Origin of the sequence: Nonomuraea sp. NPDC050547, assembly GCF_044457345.1 — a bacterium.
Classification (GTDB): Bacteria; Actinomycetota; Actinomycetes; order Streptosporangiales; family Streptosporangiaceae; genus Nonomuraea.
This window is the reverse complement of record NZ_JBITGW010000013.1, coordinates 164,407-182,574: the sequence shown is the minus strand read 5'-3', so window position 1 is coordinate 182,574 and position 18,168 is coordinate 164,407. Positions and strand designations below refer to the sequence as shown.

The following is an 18,168-nucleotide window of genomic DNA, read 5'->3' as shown; positions in this document are numbered from 1 at the left end:
GGTCCGGCCGTCAGGAGGAGAAGTTCTCGACCTTGGTGCCCGTGTTCCCGTCGATCGCCGCCTTGATCTGCGGGATGACGTGCTCGATGGCGTACGGCAGGCTCAGCACCGTGCCCCAGTCCATCGACCAGAACGCGGAGTCGATCTTCATCCCGGTCGACCAGAGGGAGCGGCCCTCCTTGGTGGACTTCAGCCCGGAGACGACCGGGTTCTTCTTCAGCGCCTCCACCTGACCGCCGTCGGTCGTCCACAGCACGAGGTCGGCCGCTCCGATCAGGGAGAGCTTCTCGGAGGAGATGTCCGCGCTGTAGGCGGTGCCCACCAGGGCATCCAGCTCGGGCAGGCTCTTGAAGCCGAGGTTGGTGAAGAACTTGGAGCGCGGGGTGGCGGGACCGATCACCTTGAACGTGTCCCCCCAGCACTCGGCGATCGCCACGGTCAGGCCGGCGAAGCCCGGGTTGGCCGCGACGGCCGCCTTCACCTGGCTGGTGATGCCGTCCACCAGCGTCTTGCCCTTGTCCTCCCGGCCCAGGGCGGTCGCGAGCATCTGGGTCTGCTGCTCCAGCGGCGCGTTCCAGTCGGTGAAGCCCTTGGGCTGCGCCACCACCGGGCAGATCGAGCTGAGCTTGTCGTACTCCTTCTTCGTCATGCCGCCCATGACCCCGGTGATCAGGTCGGGCTTCAGCGCGAGGATCTTCTCGATGGAGTACTCCTCGAAGTCGAGGAAGTCCGGGTTCTTGGGGAAGGCGTCCTTGTTCCACGGGTGCAGCGGCGAGTACCAGTCACCGCTGAACACCCCGACGGCCACGGGCGGCACGCCGAGCGCGACGAGGACGTCGATGTCGGTCTGGCCCAGAGCGACGATCCGCTTCGGGTCCTTGGGAACCGTGGTCTTGCCGTACGCGTGCTCGACCACCTTGTCGGCGTTGTCGGCGCTGCCGGTGGCCCCGGCCGGCGACGGCTTGCCGTCCTCCTTCGCGCAGCCCGGCACCGCGAGCGCCATGCCCAGCGCTCCGAGCCCGGTCAAAAAGCCTCGCCGTCCGAAACTCTTCTGTGTGGTGGCGCGCAGCGCGCTGCCTGCCGTCGGCCTGATCATGCCGGACCACTCCTCCACGTTCTGGAACCCGGTCTGGGGTGCGGCATACCTTAGGTCGGCACATCGCCGCACTTCGTCAGTGATCCCGACGAACTCTGCGCCGCCGATCCGTGCGTACGGCAGACGCCGTTGACGACCTCCTCGCGCTCGTCGAGCCGGTCGGGCAGGAGGTTCACCCGATTCGCCGAAGATCACCAGCGCCGGTGGACCAGCTCACCGGCCACCACCGTGGCCTCGACGGGCATGGCGGCCAGTTCCTCGGCATCGAGGGCGCGAGGGTCCGCCGCGAGGACGGCGATGTCGGCGGGCACGCCGGGTGCCAGGCGGTCGTGGCGGGCCGAGGCGCGCAGGGCCTGGTCGACGGAGACCCGCTGCTCCGCGTGCCACGGCCGTTGACCGCGGCCGGCCCGGGACACCGCCGAGGCCATCGAGACCCACGGATCCAGCGGCGCCACCGGCGCGTCCGACCCGAAGAGGACCCGGGCGCCGGCCGACAGGAGCGACGCCAGCGGGAAGGCCCGCTCGGTACGCCCCTGCCAGTGCCGGTCGGCCACGTCCCGGTCGTCGATGACGTGGCGCGGCTGCACGCTCGCCGCCACCCCGAGCCGGGCGAAGCGGCCCAGATCCCGCGTGCTCAGGAGCTGCGCGTGCTCGATCGTCCCGCGGGCGCCGGTCGTCTCGAACGTGTCGAGGGCGAGCGTGTTGGCGCGATCGCCGATCGCGTGGACGGCGGACGCGATGCCGGCGGCGTGTGCCCGGCCGACCAGGTCACGCAGGTCGCCGGCCTCCACCGCCTGCAGGCCGAAGGCGTCCTCCCCGTCGAGACCGGGGAAGGCGTCGTGGCACCAGGCGGTGCGCGTGTTCAGCGAACCGTCCACCACGATCTTGAACGACCCCATCTCGACCAGGCCCCGGGTGCCGGGCAGCACGTCACCGGTGGCCAGCCCGCGCCGGATCGCGTCGTCGAGGTGGTCGGTGTACACCCCGCACGCCACCCGCATCGTCACCCCCGATCGTGCCCGGCGCGCCCAGCTGTCCAGGTTCGGCCGGCGCTCGAACTCGACGATCCCCACGGTTCCGCGCGCGTGCGCGCGGCGGACCGACTCGGCCACGAGTGCGTCAAGGTGCTCGACGGGAAGGTCGTTGAGCCGGGCGACGAGCTCGTAGCAGTCCTGCTCGCGAACCAGCCCGTCCGAGCGCAGGGACGGCGCCCAGCGGCGCAGCGCCTCGGTGTTGAGCCAGGCGCAGTGGATGTCGTGGCTGATCAGGACGACCGGGATGGGTCCGGCGCAGGCGTCGAGCAGGTCCGCGGTGGGCAGGTCGGGCCAGGTCCCGTCCTGGAAGCCGGTGCCGACCAGCGTGGCGCCCGGGTCCGGCGGCCGCTCGGCCAGCCGGGTGCGCACGAGCGCCGCGCACTCGGCCGCCGACCGGGCCGGCGAGACGTCCAGGCGGCTCTCGCGCAGGGCCCACATGTCGAAGTGCACATGGTGGTCCCACAGGCCGGGCATCACCACCCGGCCGTCCAGGTCGACGGTCTCACCCTTGGTCTGAACGGTCCCGGTGGGGTGGATGGCGTGCACCCGGTCGTCCCGTAGCACGATGTCCATGAGCTGCCCGTCACCGTCCGGGAGCGGGCCCGCGAGGCGGGCGCGGGTGAGGGTGAGGGTGCGGGGTGTCTCGGTGGGGTTCGAAATCATGTTCACACTGTCCAGGGCCCGCCTGACGCGGGCACCGGGCCATCGCACGGATTTGCTCGCGGCGCATCGTCGCGGTCAACGAAAAGCCGGCGTCACCCCCGCCGTCGTCAGCCGTCCGCTCAGACGCTCAGGCGCGGTTCGCCGTGGCCGTCAGGTCGCGGTTGAGCCTTCCGTAGAGGAACGCGAAGGCGGCGGCCAGCGCGCCCGCCCCGGCGGCGACGCCGAAGACCCACTGGTAGCCGTGTTCCCCGGGCAGCGAGGCCAGGATGGCGGCGATCACGGCGCCGGCCGTGCTGCCGCCCGCGATGCGTACCAGCGCGTTGATCCCGGCCGCGACCGCGGTCTGCTCGGGCCGGACGTGTTCGACCGCCATCGTGCCCAGCGCGGCGTAGCTGACGCCCAGTCCGATGCCCATGAGCGAGGTGGCGACCAGGATGTCGGCGGGGCCGGTGTGCGCGAAGACGAGCCACAGGCCCGCCGCGCCGGCGATCGCGGAACCCGTCCCGACCAGCGAGGCGGCGGCGAAGCGGCGCATGAGCCGGCCCGCGAACAGCGAGATCACCAGCATGAACAGCGTGCTGGGCAGCAGGTAGAGACCGACCTGCAGGACGCTCGCGCGCAGCGCGGGTCCCTGTACGAAGCCGGAGATGCCGGTCATGCTCATGAAGAAGCCGAACCCGAGCAGCATCGAGGCCACGGTCGCGCCGACGGTGCCGCGGTGGACCAGCATCGCCATCTGCACCAGCGGCTCGGACACCCGGCGCTCGACCAGCACCCAGACGACGGCCACCACGGCCGCCAGCGCGAACACGCCGAGCGTCGCCGCCGAGGTCCAGCCCCACGTGCCGCCCTGGCTGATCGCCAGCAGGAGCGCCACCAGCCAGACGATCATCAGTGCGGCGCCGGCCAGGTCGGGGCGGCCGCCGCCGGCCGGCGCGGTGTCGCGTACCAGGAAGAAGACGAAGACCGAGCCGATCACCGACAGCCCGGTCGTCACCCAGAAGAGCATGTGGTAGTCACCGGCGACCAGGCCCGCCAGGAGCATGCCGCCGCCCGCGCCGAACCCCATGGTCGCGCTGAGCACGCCGATGCCGGTGGCGAGCTGGTCTCGTGGCAGGACGTCACGGACCACGCCGATCGCCAGCGGGACCAGGGCGGCGACGAAGCCCTGGAGCACGCGGCCCACGATCAACCAGGGCAAGGTGGTGGCCACCGCGGCGATGACAGAGCCGGCGATGAGCAGGGCCAGCGCGCCGAGGATCACGCGGCGCTTGCCGTACATGTCGCCGAATCGCGACAACAGCGGTGTCGCGACCGCGCTGACGAGCAAGCTGATCGTGAGTGTCCAGCTCACGGCGGTCAACGAGGCGTTCAGTTCGCGCTGGAGGATGGGAAGCAACGGGACGACCGCGGTGTTCTGGACGGCGGCCACGGAGGCGGCGAACGCCAGCACCACCACTCCTGGCCATGGGTTCCTGGTGGGTGTCATGCGCTCGGCGGTCGCGGCGACTGTCGCCATGACGGCTCCTTAGGTAACTTGGGTAAGTAACTGAGAAGCGATAATACATACGTAAGTTAGGTAAGCAAATAGATGGATCAGGAGCTCGCTTCCACCGTCGCCGCCTTCCGCAGCGTCGTGTCGACGCTCAAGCGCGCCAAGACCCACGACATGCTGGGCGCCGTCGCCGGCATGCGGGTCGATCAGCCGGACGCGCAAGTCCTGATCCACCTGCTCGACTCCGGTGAGCCGCGGCGCGTCGGCGCGATCGCTCAGGCCCTGCACGTGGAGAGCCCGCACGTCACCAGGACCGTCACCAAGCTCGAACGGCAGGGCCTGCTGGAACGCGTGCGCGACCCCGACGACGGCCGGGCATGGCGCATCTGGCTGACTCCGCGGGGAACCGACGTGGCCCAGGTCTGCCTGCGGGTCAACCTCGAGCTCTTCGAGACCGCCATGGCCGCCTGGGACCCCGAGGACCGCGCCGACCTCACGCGCCTGCTCGGCAAGCTCTCCACGGAGATGACGGCGATCCTCGAGGAACGCCTGCGCGGCTAGAGCGGCAGGTTCACCTTCTCCGCCCCGATCCGCTCGATGCGTTCGGTGCCCCAGCGTCCCAGGGAGCTCAGGGCGGCGTTGAGCGAGAGGCCGTCCTCGGTCAGGGAGTACTCGACCTTCGGCGGCACCTCGCGATACACCTCACGGTGCACGAGCCCGTCTTCCTCCATCTCGCGCAGATGCTGGATCAGCATCTTCTCGCTGACGCCGGGCAGCCCGCGCCGGAGCTCGGCGAAGCGGCGGGTCCCGTAGTTGTTCAGCTCCCAGAGGATCAGCGACTTCCACTTCCCCGAGACCACGTCCATCGCCGCGTCGATGCCGCAGAAGTACGGGCCCCTTCGTGCTGATGTCGCCATCCGCCCTCCTCAGACATACTTACCTGTGGGTGGGTACCCCACTAAATAGTCGGTACTGGTCAACTCTAACGGCGGTGGAAAGGATGGGCCCCGAACGACGAATTCGAAGGGGGACCCAAGATGACGGACAACGTCCAGGTGAGCGTTCTCGGGCTGGGGGCGATGGGCGGCGCGCTCGCGGGCGCCCTGGTGAAGGCCGGGCACCCGACCACCGTATGGAACCGCTCCCCCGGCAGGGCCGACGACCTCGTGGCCCTCGGCGCGCGGAACGCCGGCAGCGCCGGTGAGGCGGTCCTCGCCGGCCCGCTGGTGATCGCGTGCCTGCTGGACCACGCGTCGGTCCACGAGGTGCTCGATCCGATCGCCGGTGAGCTGGCCGGCCGTACCTTGGTCAATGTGACCACGACGTCACCGGCCCAGTCGCGGGAGCTGGCCGAGTGGGCGGCCCGTGCCGGGATCGCGTACCTGGACGGCGGGATCATGGCCGTGCCCGCCATGATCGGCGGGCCAGGGTCGTCGATCCTCTACAGCGGCTCCGCCGAGGTGTTCGAGCAGTACAAGCCACTGCTGGATCTGTGGGGAACGAGCACCTACTTCGGGCAGGACGCCGGGCTGGCGTCTCTGTACGACCTCGCGCTGCTCGCGGGCATGTACGTGATGTTCGCCGGATTCCTGCACGGCGCCGCCATGGTCGCGCCGGCCGGGGTGACGGCGGGCGAGTTCGCCTCCATGGCCGCGCCCTGGCTGAGCGCCATGACCGGCTCCTTCCAGGGGTTCGCCGCGGTCGTCGACGGCGGCGACTACACCGTCGCCGGGCAGCAGAGCCTGGAGTTCTCCAACCTCAACGACCTCGTGGCCGCCAGTGCCGAGCAGGGCGTCAGCACCGAGGTGATCGGCATGGTCCAGACGCTCGTCCGCCGCCAGATCGACGCGGGCCACGGCCAGGAGGGCTTCGCCCGGATCATCGAGAGCATCAGGAATTCTCCGCAGGACATGTAGAGGACGCGCGGACGGCTCCGACCCTCCTGTGAAAGCGCACCGGAGTCGCAGGAGGTAGCACGATGAGCAAGGTCATCTGTGACATGTCGATGTCACTCGACGGCTACGTGGCCGGGCCGCACCAGAGCATGGACAACCCGTTCGGCGAGGGCGTGGGCGACCGTCTGCACCAGTGGATGTTCGAGGAGGCCGAACGGCACGCCAAGGTGATCGAGGGCGTCACCGCCGCCGGGGCGTTCATCATGGGCCGCAACATGTTCGGCCCCGGCCGCGGCGCCTGGGACCTGGACTGGAAGGGCTGGTGGGGCGACGAGCCGCCGTACCACGCGCCGGTCTTCGTCCTGACCCACCACCCGCGCGAGCCGCTGACGATGAAGGGCGGCACGAGCTATGTCTTCGTCACCGACGGGATCGAAGCGGCCCTGGCCCAGGCGCGCGCGGCCGCCGGAGACCGGGACGTCGCGATCGCCGGCGGCGCCGAGACGGTGAACCGGTACCTGGCGGCGGGGCTCATCGACGAACTGCGCCTGCACGTCGCGCCCCTGACCCTCGGCCGGGGCGAGCGGCTGCTGCACGGAGTCGGGGAGCACGCGCTGCAACCCGTCGGCGCGCCCTGGGGCACCGGCCTCGTCACCCACCTGACGTACAAGGTGGTGTGACGGGCGTCAGTACTGGTTCGTCCTGGCGTCCAGGGCGAGACCCTCGTCGATCGCCGCCACGGGGACGTCCTTGAGGTTCATCTGGTCCTTGGCGATCTGCCCGAGCGTGGGCAGGCTCTTGCGGTCCGGCCAGGTCTCCGGCTTCCAGAGCGAGGAGCGCAGGAACGCCTTGGCACAGTGCATGTACAGCTCTTCGACCTCGATCAGTACGGCCAGCCGCGGCCGCTTGCCCTGCACGACCAGGTCGTCGAAGAACGGCGCGTCGGCCACCAGCGAGGCGCGCCCGTTGACCCGGAGCGTCTCGTTCATCCCCGGCACGATGAACAGCAGTCCGGCGTGGGGGTTGCGCAGCATGTTGCGGAAGCTGTCGAGCCGGTGGTTGCCGGGCCGGTCGGCGAGGACGAGGCGCTGGTCGTCGAGCACCAGCACCGATCCGGCGGGGTCACCGCGGGGCGAGACGTCACAGGTGCCGTCGGTGTTCGAGGTGGCCAGCAGCACGAACGGCGAGTGCGCGATGATCGTGCGCGCGTGCTCGTCGATGCGGGCGATGTCCTTGTCCCAGATGACCTGATGCGGTTCCTTGACGATGTCCCGGAGCTCGGCATCGGTCGTCACCACACGCATCTCAGAGGAGCTCATCTCCCGAGAATAAGGTAAGCCTCATCTAACTTGCGAGGTCGGGCCGGATCTCCGGAGGAAGAGCGGCAGCACCGCGGTGGCCGCGGCCAGGACGGCGAAGCCCCAGGGCAGCGTGGCCGCGCTGGCGACGGCGGCGACCAGCAACGGGCCGCCCGCGTCGCCCAGTTCGCGGCCGAGTTCCGCGGTGCCCATGGTCTGGCCGAGCCGCTCCGGCGGGGTCGCGGCGGCGAGCGCGGCGAAGGCGAGCGGGGTGATCAGTCCGGTTCCGGCCCCGATCAGCGCGGCGGCCGGTAGCAATCCGGGCAGGCCGGGCAGCATGGCGGCGGCCAGGCCGCTCGCGGCGAGCAGCAGACCGGCCGCCACCCCGTTGCCGGTGCGCAGGCGTCCGGAGTCGAGTGCGCGCCCCGCCCACGGCTGCACGAGCGCGGCGCACAGGGCCAGGACCGAGACGGCCGCACCGGTGGCCAGCGGCGACAGCCCGGCCGTGGCTCCGGACAGCGGCAGGAACCCGACCCCCACGGACAGGGCGGCCGTGGCGGCGGCCAGTGCGGCCACCGGGCGGAGGAACGCGCCGTCGGTCAGGCGCCGGACCAGGTCCACGACGCTCTGCCTGGCCCTGGGCAGGGGCGGCACCACCGGAACCGCGAGCCAGGCCCACACCGCCACCATGGCGGCCAGAACGGCGAGCACCACGAACAGCGACGTCAGCCCACCGGCCCAGACCAGCGCGCCACCGAGCAGGGGTCCGGCGGTGTAGCCGATGCTCTTGAAGAAGCCGTAGGAACCGAACGCGCGACCGTGCCTCGCCTGAGGGTTGAGCCGGGCCACCAGCGCGGAGGCGGCCGGGGAGAACGCCGAGGCGGCCGCGCCCTGGCCCAGCCGGGCCGCCCACAACCAGCCGGGGTCGCGGACCAGGACGAAGAGGGCGGAGGCCGCGGCGAAGCCGATCAGCCCGCCGAGCAGGACCGGCCGGGCGCCGATCCGGTCGGCCAGCGCGCCGAACACCGGCTTGAGCACCACCTCGGCGCCGTCGTACAGGGCGAGCAGCAGCCCCAGGTACAGCACCGACCTGACCAGGTCGGCCTCGCCCTGGCCGAGGTTGGCGGCGATGCCGTGGGCGCCGAAGGCGGTGGTGAACCCGGCCGCGTACAGGGGCCAGGTCCGCCGGACGGAGACGGGCGGCGCGGAGAGGGTCATGGCTCCTCGCCCGGACCGAACGCGTGCAGGTGGGCGAACACCCGCTCGCTGTAGTCCTCGAAGCGGCGCGCGCACTCGGCCAGCCGTTGCTCGGCGGGACCGGCGCCGGGCGCGCCGAACACGTCCCTGGCCTTCAGGTCGCGGTGCCAGCGGCGCAGCCGTTCCAGGCTCTGCTCTTCTTCTTCGAGTTCGGCCAGCGTGAACTTGGCGGTGCGGATCTCCTTGTCCAGTTCTGCCTCGTACTTGCCGCAGTCGGCGGTGAACTCCGCCCAGTCCTCCTCGCGGGCGGCGGTGAACATCGCCTGGAACCGGGCCGCGTCGGCGGGCTCACGTCCGCTGGCGCGCAGGACCACGACCTCGCCGTCCGCGCGCCCGGCCAGGTGGACGGCGCGCTCGATGCCGTCGGCGAACACCGGCACCCGCGGCACCGCCCACACGCCCTGCCCGAGCGACAGCCCGCCGACCTTGCGCAGTTCCCGCCAGACCGCGACCCGATGCCGGGACGGCTGCGCGGGCAAGCGCACGATCAGCACCACCCATTCATTCACCAGAGGAAAGTAACACGCGTTACATTCCGGAGTGAAGCAGCTCAGAACCTGAACTGCTCCTTGAGCGTCGCCAGGGTGGAGAGGAAGCCGTCCAGCTGGTCCTCGGTGTGGCCGTCGCTGATGATCAGGCGGAGCAGGGCCTTGTTGCGCTTGACGGCCGGGTAGACGAAGACGGGCACGAGGTAGCCGTGGTCCAGGAACGCCTGCCGCAGTTCCACGGCGATGTCGTCGTCGTTGACCGGGACCGAGACGATGTAGGTGCTCGTCTCGCTGGTCTCGCAGCCGATGTCGGCCAGCCGCCGGCGGAACGCGGTCACCTTCGCCAGGTAGGAGTCGACGATCTCAGGATCGTGGCTCAGGCGGCGGATGATCTCCCGGGCGGTGACGGCGGTGGGCGGTTGCATGGCGGCGGTGAACATCGAGGTTCCCGACAGGAGCTCGAACGACTGCACCGCCGCCGACGGACCGGCGATCGCCCCGCCCTCAAGGCCCACCGCCTTGGAGAAGGACATCATCACGAAGTCGGCCCGGTCGCGCATGTGCTGGTACTCGGTGGCGAAGGGGCGGTGGGCGGGGCCGTAGATCATGAAGCCGTTGGCGTCGTCGACGAAGCTGATGGCGTTGTGCTTCTCGCACAGGTCCAGGAGCGCGGGGAGGGGGCCCATGGTGCCGTCCGCCGAGTAGACGCTCTCCATGACCACGACCACCTTGCCGCCGCCGACCTTGGCGAGGACGCGGTCGAGGTGGTCCGGGTCGTTGTGGCGGAAGAAGAAGACGCGTTTGCCGTATCCCAGGCCCTCCACCGCCTTCCACAGGCTCCAGTGGGAGTCCCGGTCCAGGACGAACACCGAGTCGGAGTTGTTCATGCGGACGCCGGCGCCGAGGTCGATGTCCTGGCTCATGGCATGGACGAAGCCCACGTTGGCCAGCAGGCCGGTGGCGAAGGTGAGGGCGCGTTCCTTGCCCGTCGCCTGGCTGACGTCGTGTTCCAGTTCCAGGTGGGCGCGGCAGACGCCCTGCGTCATGCGGGAGCCGCCGGTGGTGAGGCCGTACCGGTGGGCGCCTTCCGTGAAGCACTGCCGCAGGTCGGAGCGCTGGTGCATGTTCAGGAGGTTGATGCTGGCGAGGTTGGTCAGCGTGCGGCCGTTCTGCGTGATGCTGGGGCCGGTGATGCCGTCCACGATCGCGGGCTCACCGATCAGGCCCGATCCCTCTTCGAGGACCTGGGTGAAGGTCTCGAAGCCCCACTTGTCCACGGCGCCGGAGCTGGTCATGCCTTTTCTCCTAGGTTCGGGGCGATTCGGGGATGTCTGCGGAGCACGACCACGATGACCAGCCCGGTGATCATCAGGAGCGCCGCGGACACGATGACGGTCAGGTGCAGACTGGCGACGAACGTCTCCCGGGCGGATTCGGCTATCTGGGGGTACGCGCTGCGCAGGGCGAGGGCCGAGTCCCTGACCACTCCCGCGTGGGGAAAGCAGGCGGCGAAGGCGGCGGACATGACACTGCCCAGGACGGCGATCCCGAGCCCGCCGCCGAGCTCGTAGGAGGTCTCCTCGACGGCCGCCGCCTGGCCGGCGTGTTCGGTGGCGACGGCGTTCATCATCGCGTTGGACGCCGCGGTCAGTGCCACGGACAGCGAGAAACCCATCGCGGCGAAGCAGAGGCCGATCAGCCACGGCTGGTCGGTGGTGGTCAGCGTCACCAGGGGTGCCAGTGCCACCGAGGTGCCCACCAGCCCGGCCGCGACCAGCGGCGGCGCGCCGAAGCGGGCGACGAGCGGGCCGCCGGCGAGGCTGCCGAGCACGCTGGTCACGCTCATCGGCAGGATGCGCAGGGCGGCCGACAGCGGGCCGAGACCCACGACCAGTTGCAGGTACTGGGTGAAGAACAGCTCCAGCCCGACCAGCACGAGGAACGTGACCAGGATGGACACGGCCGCCGTGGAGAAGGCGGGGTTGGCGAACAGCCGTACTTCGAGCAACGGCTCGGCGGCGCGCAGTTGCCTGCGCACGAACCACATCAGCAGGACGGCGGCGCCGGCCCAGCTCGCCAGGGCCGGCGGCGCGAACAACGACTCGTGCCCCGCCGTCTTGATGCCGAAGGCGAGGCTGAGCACCCCGCCCGTGGCCAGGAGCGCGCCCAGCGCGTCCCAGCGTCCCGAGTCGGCGCGCGGCGACTCCGGCACCAGCAGCAGGGTGAGCGGGATCGCGGCGAGCATGACCGGGACGTTGATCAGGAACACCGCGCCCCACCAGGTCCATTCGACGAGCGCGCCGCCGACGAGCGGGCCGATGATGGCGCCTCCGGCGGCGACGGCGCTCCACACGCCGAGGGCCGTCGCCCGCGGCTTCGGATCGGTGAACACCTGCCTGATCATCGAGAGCGTGGACGGCATGATCATCGCGCCGCCCAGTCCGAGGATCGCGCGGGCCACGATGAGGATCGCGACGTTCGGGGCGAACGCCGCCGCCAGGGAGGCGAGCCCGAACACCGCGTATCCCCACAGCAGCATCGCCCGCCGGCCGTACCGGTCGCCGAGGGCGGCGAACGGGAGCAGCAGGGGCGCGCAGACGAGCGAGTAGACGTCGGCGATCCACAGCACCTGCGACGAACTCGGGCCGAGCTCGGCCGAGAGCATCGGCAGCGCCGTGTAGAGCACCGTGATGTCGATGACGACGATGAACAGGCTGGCGCACAGAATCGTCAGCACGACCCACGGGTTTTGCGAACCCTTCATATCGTCCTGTCCTGGTCGTCCTATTCCCGGAAGGTGTACGAGGCGAGAGTGTCGAAGGCCCGCGTGGGCAGAATCCATCGGGCCATGGCGAGCACTCGCGCGTCCCAGCCGACCAGGTAGCGGCTGCGCGGCCGCGCCGAGGTCAGGGCATGGACGATGGCCTCGCTCACCCGCGTGGGATGGGCGGCCAGCTTCAGCATGCGGTCCTGGTCGACCCGCGCCCGCTCGACCGAACGGGCCCAGGCCGGGTAGTACAGGCGTAGCTGGTCGGCGTGCACCTTGTCCGGCAGAGACTCGAACGCGCGCAGCGAGCGTGGCCACAGGGCCGTGCGCACCGCGCCCGGGTTGACGAGCACCACGTGGATGCCCCACCGGCGCAGCTCCATGCGCAGCGCGTTCGACGACGCCTCCAGGGCGTACTTGGCCGCGCAGCTCGCGCCGATGCTGGGGAAGACGCACAGCCCGTTGATGCTGCTGATGTTGACCACGCGGCCGCCGTTCGTGCGGAGATGGGGTGTGAACGCCCTGGTCACGGCCAGCGGGCCCAGGTAGTTGACCTCCAGTTCGTGCCGGACGAACTCCATGGGCAGGATCTCCAGCGGGCCGTGGTACTCGGCGGTCGCCGCGTTGACCACGCCGACCAGGCGCCGCCCCGGCCCCGGCACCTTCGCCACCGCCTCCTCGACGGAATCGGGCGAGGTGACGTCGAGGTGGATCACCTCGATCCCCTCCGGGCTGTCGGCGAAGGTCTCGGTGACGGCCCGCTCGGGGTCGCGTACGCCGGCGAAGACGTGGAATCCCTTGGCCGCCAGCGCCCGTGCGGTGACCGAGCCGATCCCGCCGGCCGCGCCGGTGATCAATACGGTACGGCCGTCGGTCATGCGGGGAAGTACGAGCGGAGCGGGCCGTCACGCCGGACGTCGAGCGTCGCGCAGTGGAACGACCCGGCGAAGGCGTAGTAGGACTCGAACGAGCAGGGCACGGGCGTGAAGCCCCACTCCTTGAACGCCTGGATCATGGGCTCCTGGCTGCGTTCGACGACCACGCGGCGCTCGTCGAGCATGAGGACGTTCATGTTGACCCAGCCGCTGACCACGCCGATCGGGTTGGAGTCGGTGTGGACCGGATCGGGCGCCACGAGCACGTCCCAGTCCCGCAGGACCGGCGGGAGACTGGCCAGGTCGAGGAACTCGGGGTTGACCAGCACCTTGCCGGGCGCCAGCGGCATGAACGTGGTGTCGATGTGCATGGCCTGCGGGCAGCGGGACTCCAGCACGTGGATGCGGTAGTCGTCGCCGAGGTGGCGGCGCAGCCAGTCGATGCCGGCCTGGTTGGTGACGTGGCTGCGCTGGCAGAAGATGTCGCGGCCGGCCCGGACGAAGTCGGCGGCGTCGAAGGTCGGCTCGAACTCGGTGGTGACGAACCCGATGGGCTCGCCGGGCTCGGGCACGCGGTAGTCGTCGTCGTACAGGTCGTCGAGCAGCTGCGGGCGGGGGGCGGCCGTCCACCGGGCGCCGGCCGCGGAGTATTCCTTCAGAAGCCGCCGGTAGGGCCAGGTCTCGTACTGCCGCCCGCGGTCGGCCATCGGCGCCTCGATGATCTCGTCGCCGATGACCAGGAAGACGTCACGGGGGTTGGCCGCGCAGAATCCGGTCCCGACCTGCCAGGACGGGGTGGAGAAACCGGCGGCGAAGTCGATGGGGTCGGGCCGGCGCACCCGTACCCCGGCCGTCTGGAGGATGTCGATGAACTGTTCCAGGTCCGCCTTGGCGGGCTCGATCATCTCGGGCGGGTAGGGGGTGCCGTCCGCCCCGCTGACCTCCTCGATCGTCTCCCACGACCCCGGCGGCACGGTGACCTTGTTGATCACGTTCCAGTCGGGCAGCATCGCGCCGTCCACCACGCCGACGACGACCTCTTCCAGGGGGTCCCACTCGTTGTGCGAACTGACGGGTCCAGACATCGTTGCCCTTTCCGATAGCGATGTCACGGCGTCCACGCGCGGACCACCAGGGCCGCGTTGTGACCGCCGAATCCGAAGGAGTTGCTCAGTGCGGCGCCCACGTCCATGCGGCGCACGTGGTTCGGGACGTAGTCGAGGTCCTCGTCCTCGGGCGCGTCGCAGTTGAACGTGGGCGGCACGAGGCCGGTCGCGATCGCCCTGACGGTGGCGATGAGCTCGGCGGTGCCCGCGGCGCCGATCATGTGCCCGGTCAGCGCCTTGATGGAGCTGATCGGCGGCACCCGCGCGCCGAAGACCTTGCGGATCGCCAGGCTCTCGATCCTGTCGTTGAGCACGGTCCCGGTGCCGTGCGCGTTGATGTAGTCGATGCCGTCCGGTTCGAGGCCCGCATCCTGCAGCGCGAGCCGCATCACCGTCGCCGCGCCCAGCCCGTCGGGATGCGGCGCGGTGGGATGGAAGGCGTCGGTGGTGGCCGCGTAGCCGGCGACCTCCGCCTGGATCGCCGCGCCCCTTCGCAGGGCGTGCTCGGCCTCCTCCAGGACGACCACCGCCGCGCCAGAACCCACGACGAAGCCGTCGCGGTCCCTGTCGAAGGGGCGGCAGGCGCGTTCCGGCTCGTCGTTGCGCCGCGACAGCGCTCCGGTGATGCCGGTGGTCGCCATGTCGAACGCGGTGATCGAGTCGTCGCAGCCGCCGGCGATCGCCAGATCCGCCCGGCCGGTCCTGATCCACATGGCCGCCTCGCCGACGCTCATGGTGCCGGTGGCGCAGGCCGTACTCATGGAGCCCGAAGGTCCCGCGGCGCCGAAGCGCAGGGCGATCTCCGCCGACGGGCTGTCGGCGGACAGCGCCGCCGCCGCGTACGGCGGCACGCCACGGGGACCACGCTCGGCGAAGCGGCTGTAGAGCGACTGCTGCAGCCAGCTGCTTCCGTACCCCGAGCTGACCAGGACGCCCAGCCGGGGGTTGAGGTCCCCGCCCTGCGCCAGCTTGGCCTCGTCGGCCGCCTGGACCGCCGCCGCCAGGCCGTACCGCGCGAAGTGGTCGAGCCTGCGGCTCACCTTGTGCGGCATGTACTCCAGAGGGTCGAAGTCGCGGACCTGCGCGGCGATCGTGGTGCTGAGTCCGGCCGGGTCGAACGCGTCGATCGTCGCTATGCCGCTGCGGCCCTGGAGCAGGCTGGTCCAGAACGTGTCCACGTCCCGGCCGACGGGAGAGATGACGCCCGCGCCGGTGATGACCACGCGTCGGGGATGGCGGATCGGCATGGGCAGGCTGCCTTTCGCGTTCAGTCGAGTCGTGGCGTGGTCAGGTGCTCGGCGACCACCTGGGAGATGAGTGCGGGCCCGGTCCAGCGCTTGCCGTACCGCATGACGTAGCCCGCCATGACGCCGTGCCCGCCGAACGGCTGGTTGCCGTTGTCGACGTCGATCAGCGTGCTGTTCACGGCCACGGTGTGCCGTTTGCGCAGGGTGTCGACGAGGCCGGGCTCGCCGTCGTACACCATGGCGCCCATCGCCCGTTCGGCGAAGAAGGGCGAGTCGATGTGCTGGTTCACCTGCTGCGCCGTGGAGTAGCCGACGACGTTGAAGATCGGGGCGAAGAACTCCACGATGGGCACGCGCGGGGCCCAGTCCCGTACCAGGACGGTAGGTTCGACGCGTTTGGTACGGAAGTCGATGGCGCCTCCGGCGACGATGTTCTCGTGGTTGCGGCGCAGGTAGTCGGCGGAGGCCTCCACCGCGGTGTCGTACCAGAGGCTTCCGTAGTCGGCTTCCGGGTCGCGGTTGCTGCCGTACTTGGCCGCCGTCACCGCCTGGGTGAGGCCGTCGATGAAGCTGTCCTTGACGGAGTCGTGGACGTAGAGGACATCGGGTCCGTAGCAGTCCTGGCCCGAGTTGAGCAGCCGCACCCGCATGGCATCGCGTACGGCCCGGCCGACCTGCGCGTCCGGCCCCACGATGAACGGGTTGACCCCCTGCCCGAAGAAGACGAAGAGCTGTTCGTCGCGCAGAGTGGCACGGACCTGTTCGGCGTTCTTGTAGGTGCCGGTGAAGATGACGACGTCGGCGGAGGCCACCTGGCCGGTGACGAACTCCCGCTGGCTGGCCTCGACCACCTCGATCGGCAGGTTGTGCACGGGCGCCAGGAGGGCGTGCAGCCGGTGGAGCTGGCCGGCGATCACGCTCGCCGGCCTGGCGGTCAGCCGTTCGGTGAACAGCGCGGGCACCAGGAGGTAGAGGACGTAGCTGTAGAGCAGGACGTTCGACGGCATGAACGCGGCCAGGCGGCGGACCCTGGCCGGCCCGTGGGTGAGGACCTCCTCGACCGCGCCGGCCAGGGTGGCGCGGGAGGCTTCGATCTCGTCCATGACCGACCGGTGCAGCGAGATCTCGGTCAGGATGTCGATGATCGGCTGCGGATCGTCCCGCAGCATCTCCTCCACGGCCCGCAGGCCTCGCACCCGTTCCTCGGGCGGCATCATGGCCGACGTCCCCGCCGGCACCTGGACGCCGCCGGTGGCGGTCAGCCGCCGCAACGCCGCCATGTCGGGTTTGCCGCGGGCGGTGACCGGGATCCGGTCGAGCACGATGACCTGGTTGGGGCCTTCGTGCGCGGGAAGCTGCGTGGTGAGCCGGGCCCGCCAGTCCGCGGGCTGCGGTTCACCGGCTCCGGCGACGAAGAAGACGAGCCGGCACCCGAGCCGCTCGTCCTCCACCGGGACGACCGCGACCGGACGCCCCAGCACGGCCGCCGCCCGCCGTTCCACGGCCTCCGGATAGATGGTGTGCCCGAGGCGGTGGACGGCGAACTTGCGGCCGACCACGTAGAGGTTGCCCTCGGTGTCCATGTGGCCCAGGTCGTTGGTGCGCAGCTCGGTCAGGGGCGCCGCCTCCTCCTCCAGAGGCAGGTAGCCCTCCATCAGGTCGGCGGAGCGTACGACGACCTCGCCCATCTGGCCGGCGCTCAGCTCCTTGCCGTCGTCGTCGACGATCGTCACGTCCACCCCGGCCAGCGGGCGGCCGCAGCCGTTCGGGTTGTCCGGCGTGGCCAGCGCGATGTTGCCGGCCTCCGTGCTGCCGTAGCCGTCCAGCAGCGGCTGGCCGACCTCGGTGAGGAACCTGTCGGAGAGCGTCGGATCCAGGGGCGCGCCGCCCACACACCACATGCGGACACGGGACAGATCGGCCAGCAGCTCCGGCCGGCGCTCCGCGAGATTCAGGATCGTGTGGTACGTCGAGGGGGTCGCGTCCACGGACGTGGCGCCCGCGTCGGCGCCCGCCCGCAGGGCCCGGTCGAGCCGGCTGTACGGGGTGATGAGCAGCGAGCAGTCGCTCATCAGCCAGATCAGGACCAGCGAGATCCCGTATTGGTGGGAGAAGGGGAGGAGCGGCAGGAGCACGTCCTCGCGCGTGTACGCCATGCGGGCGGAGGTCCGCTCGGTGTTCGCGATGATCGAACGGCCGGAGCGCACGATGCCCTTGGGGTGCCCGGTCGAACCGGAGGACCACGCGATCAGCGCGTCGCGGCGGCCGGTCCAGGCGTTGAGGTCGAGTGACCGCACGGGCGGGTCCTGCACCGTCGAGACCAGCCGGCCGAGCTCGATGGTTCGCATACCGGCCGGTGGCGGTGTGGCGTCATCCGTCAGTGCGATGTTCGCTCCCGAGACGGCGGCCATCCGCTCGAGTTCACCACGCGTTTGATGAGCGTCCACCATCACGATGGAAATGTTTAGGTTGACGAGAGCGAAGAATCCTACGACAAAGTCCGGCGAGTTCCGCGCGACCAGGAGAATGCGATCCCCCGGTGCTATGCCGTCCCGTGCGAGCCCCTGCGAGACGGCGGCTGCGATGCTCGCCACCCGTTCATTCGTTATTGCCGATCCATCGGAGATCAGCATCAGCATCACCTACCGAGGACTTTCCTACGTGACGCCGAATAACGGGTCAACGTCGGTCTTTCCGGTCATCCGACCTCCAAACTCCGGCGGCTGACCGCGCGGTACTTCCTAGTCATGCAAGGTATTTGCATCTGCATACTCACCTCATGCATCGGGTCACCCACCGTCCGTCAGGGCAGGGACAGCGCTCCTACCAGCGATTATGAGAAGTCTGGAAATCGACCTAGCCAGATTGCCCGCCATTTGGACACGGATAACGGCCGGTCCGAAAAGGATCATCGACCATCCTTGACGCTTACAAGTGTTCCGACGTA

At 70.2% G+C, this 18,168-nt stretch carries 17 protein-coding genes; 3 read left to right on the top strand and 14 right to left on the bottom strand.

The genetic code is table 11. The features are described 5' to 3' along the window. Window positions 1-10: 10 nt before the first annotated feature. The 4 genes from ACIBHY_RS30925 to ACIBHY_RS30910 form a co-directional block, all read right to left on the bottom strand. The gene (locus tag ACIBHY_RS30925; RefSeq protein WP_397244253.1) at window positions 11-1,096 is read right to left on the bottom strand and encodes an ABC transporter substrate-binding protein; all 1,086 of its coding nucleotides are present in this window, start codon (window positions 1,094-1,096) and stop codon (window positions 11-13) included. A gap of 50 nt (window positions 1,097-1,146) precedes the next feature. Beyond that, window positions 1,147-1,272 (bottom strand): hypothetical protein, encoded by a 126-nt coding sequence (locus ACIBHY_RS30920; protein ID WP_397244255.1) that lies wholly within the window; start codon window positions 1,270-1,272, stop codon window positions 1,147-1,149. Between the two features lie 15 nt (window positions 1,273-1,287). Then, window positions 1,288-2,793 carry an amidohydrolase gene (locus tag ACIBHY_RS30915; RefSeq protein ID WP_397308513.1) on the bottom strand — a complete coding sequence of 502 codons (1,506 nt, stop codon included), beginning with the start codon at window positions 2,791-2,793 and terminating at the stop codon, window positions 1,288-1,290. A 127-nt stretch (window positions 2,794-2,920) separates the two neighbouring features. Beyond that, window positions 2,921-4,312 carry an MFS transporter gene (locus ACIBHY_RS30910; RefSeq protein ID WP_397244260.1) on the bottom strand — a complete coding sequence of 464 codons (1,392 nt, stop codon included), beginning with the start codon at window positions 4,310-4,312 and terminating at the stop codon, window positions 2,921-2,923. Between the two features lie 72 nt (window positions 4,313-4,384). Between ACIBHY_RS30910 and ACIBHY_RS30905 the strand changes: the two genes are divergently transcribed. Continuing rightward, a complete protein-coding gene (locus ACIBHY_RS30905) occupies window positions 4,385-4,849 on the top strand; it encodes a MarR family winged helix-turn-helix transcriptional regulator (RefSeq protein ID WP_397308512.1) in 465 nt (154 codons plus the stop codon). Here ACIBHY_RS30905 and ACIBHY_RS30900 read toward each other — a convergent pair. Beyond that, the gene (locus ACIBHY_RS30900; protein WP_397244264.1) at window positions 4,846-5,205 is read right to left on the bottom strand and encodes a winged helix-turn-helix transcriptional regulator; all 360 of its coding nucleotides are present in this window, start codon (window positions 5,203-5,205) and stop codon (window positions 4,846-4,848) included. The genes ACIBHY_RS30905 and ACIBHY_RS30900 overlap by 4 nt on opposite strands. Window positions 5,206-5,325: 120 nt before the next feature. Here ACIBHY_RS30900 and ACIBHY_RS30895 point away from each other — a divergent pair, with 120 nt between their 5' ends. After that, the gene (locus ACIBHY_RS30895) at window positions 5,326-6,204 is read left to right on the top strand and encodes an NAD(P)-dependent oxidoreductase (RefSeq protein ID WP_397244266.1); all 879 of its coding nucleotides are present in this window, start codon (window positions 5,326-5,328) and stop codon (window positions 6,202-6,204) included. Window positions 6,205-6,266: 62 nt separating this feature from the next. Continuing rightward, window positions 6,267-6,863, top strand: coding sequence for a dihydrofolate reductase family protein (locus tag ACIBHY_RS30890; protein ID WP_397308511.1), 597 nt, complete (start codon window positions 6,267-6,269; stop codon window positions 6,861-6,863). A gap of 6 nt (window positions 6,864-6,869) precedes the next feature. Here ACIBHY_RS30890 and ACIBHY_RS30885 read toward each other — a convergent pair whose 3' ends face one another. Genes ACIBHY_RS30885 through ACIBHY_RS30845 form a run of 9 tightly spaced genes read right to left on the bottom strand, consistent with a single transcriptional unit; the run spans window position 6,870 to window position 17,854 of the window. After that, window positions 6,870-7,502: a pyridoxamine 5'-phosphate oxidase family protein gene (locus ACIBHY_RS30885; protein ID WP_397244270.1), complete on the bottom strand. Its 633-nt coding sequence runs from the start codon at window positions 7,500-7,502 to the stop codon at window positions 6,870-6,872. 21 nt (window positions 7,503-7,523) lie between these two features. Beyond that, a complete protein-coding gene (locus tag ACIBHY_RS30880; protein ID WP_397308510.1) occupies window positions 7,524-8,699 on the bottom strand; it encodes an MFS transporter in 1,176 nt (391 codons plus the stop codon). Then, entirely contained in the window at window positions 8,696-9,247 is a 552-nt protein-coding gene (locus ACIBHY_RS30875; protein ID WP_397244274.1) for a Chromate resistance protein ChrB, read from the bottom strand. The genes ACIBHY_RS30880 and ACIBHY_RS30875 overlap by 4 nt, the downstream gene beginning before the upstream one ends. A gap of 41 nt (window positions 9,248-9,288) precedes the next feature. Next, window positions 9,289-10,521, bottom strand: a complete 1,233-nt coding sequence (locus ACIBHY_RS30870; protein WP_397244275.1) for an aminotransferase class I/II-fold pyridoxal phosphate-dependent enzyme — start codon at window positions 10,519-10,521, stop codon at window positions 9,289-9,291. Continuing rightward, window positions 10,518-11,990 carry an MFS transporter gene (locus ACIBHY_RS30865; protein ID WP_397308509.1) on the bottom strand — a complete coding sequence of 491 codons (1,473 nt, stop codon included), beginning with the start codon at window positions 11,988-11,990 and terminating at the stop codon, window positions 10,518-10,520. The genes ACIBHY_RS30870 and ACIBHY_RS30865 overlap by 4 nt, the downstream gene beginning before the upstream one ends. Window positions 11,991-12,010: 20 nt before the next feature. Next, window positions 12,011-12,871, bottom strand: coding sequence for an SDR family NAD(P)-dependent oxidoreductase (locus ACIBHY_RS30860; RefSeq protein WP_379610274.1), 861 nt, complete (start codon window positions 12,869-12,871; stop codon window positions 12,011-12,013). Beyond that, a complete protein-coding gene (locus ACIBHY_RS30855; protein WP_397244279.1) occupies window positions 12,868-13,953 on the bottom strand; it encodes a hypothetical protein in 1,086 nt (361 codons plus the stop codon). The genes ACIBHY_RS30860 and ACIBHY_RS30855 overlap by 4 nt, the downstream gene beginning before the upstream one ends. Window positions 13,954-13,976: 23 nt before the next feature. Continuing rightward, window positions 13,977-15,221 (bottom strand): beta-ketoacyl-[acyl-carrier-protein] synthase family protein, encoded by a 1,245-nt coding sequence (locus ACIBHY_RS30850; RefSeq protein ID WP_397244281.1) that lies wholly within the window; start codon window positions 15,219-15,221, stop codon window positions 13,977-13,979. A 20-nt stretch (window positions 15,222-15,241) separates the two neighbouring features. After that, on the bottom strand, window positions 15,242-17,854 hold the full coding sequence (locus ACIBHY_RS30845) for an aldehyde dehydrogenase family protein (protein ID WP_397308622.1): 2,613 nt from the start codon (window positions 17,852-17,854) through the stop codon (window positions 15,242-15,244). Window positions 17,855-18,168 lie beyond the last annotated feature (314 nt).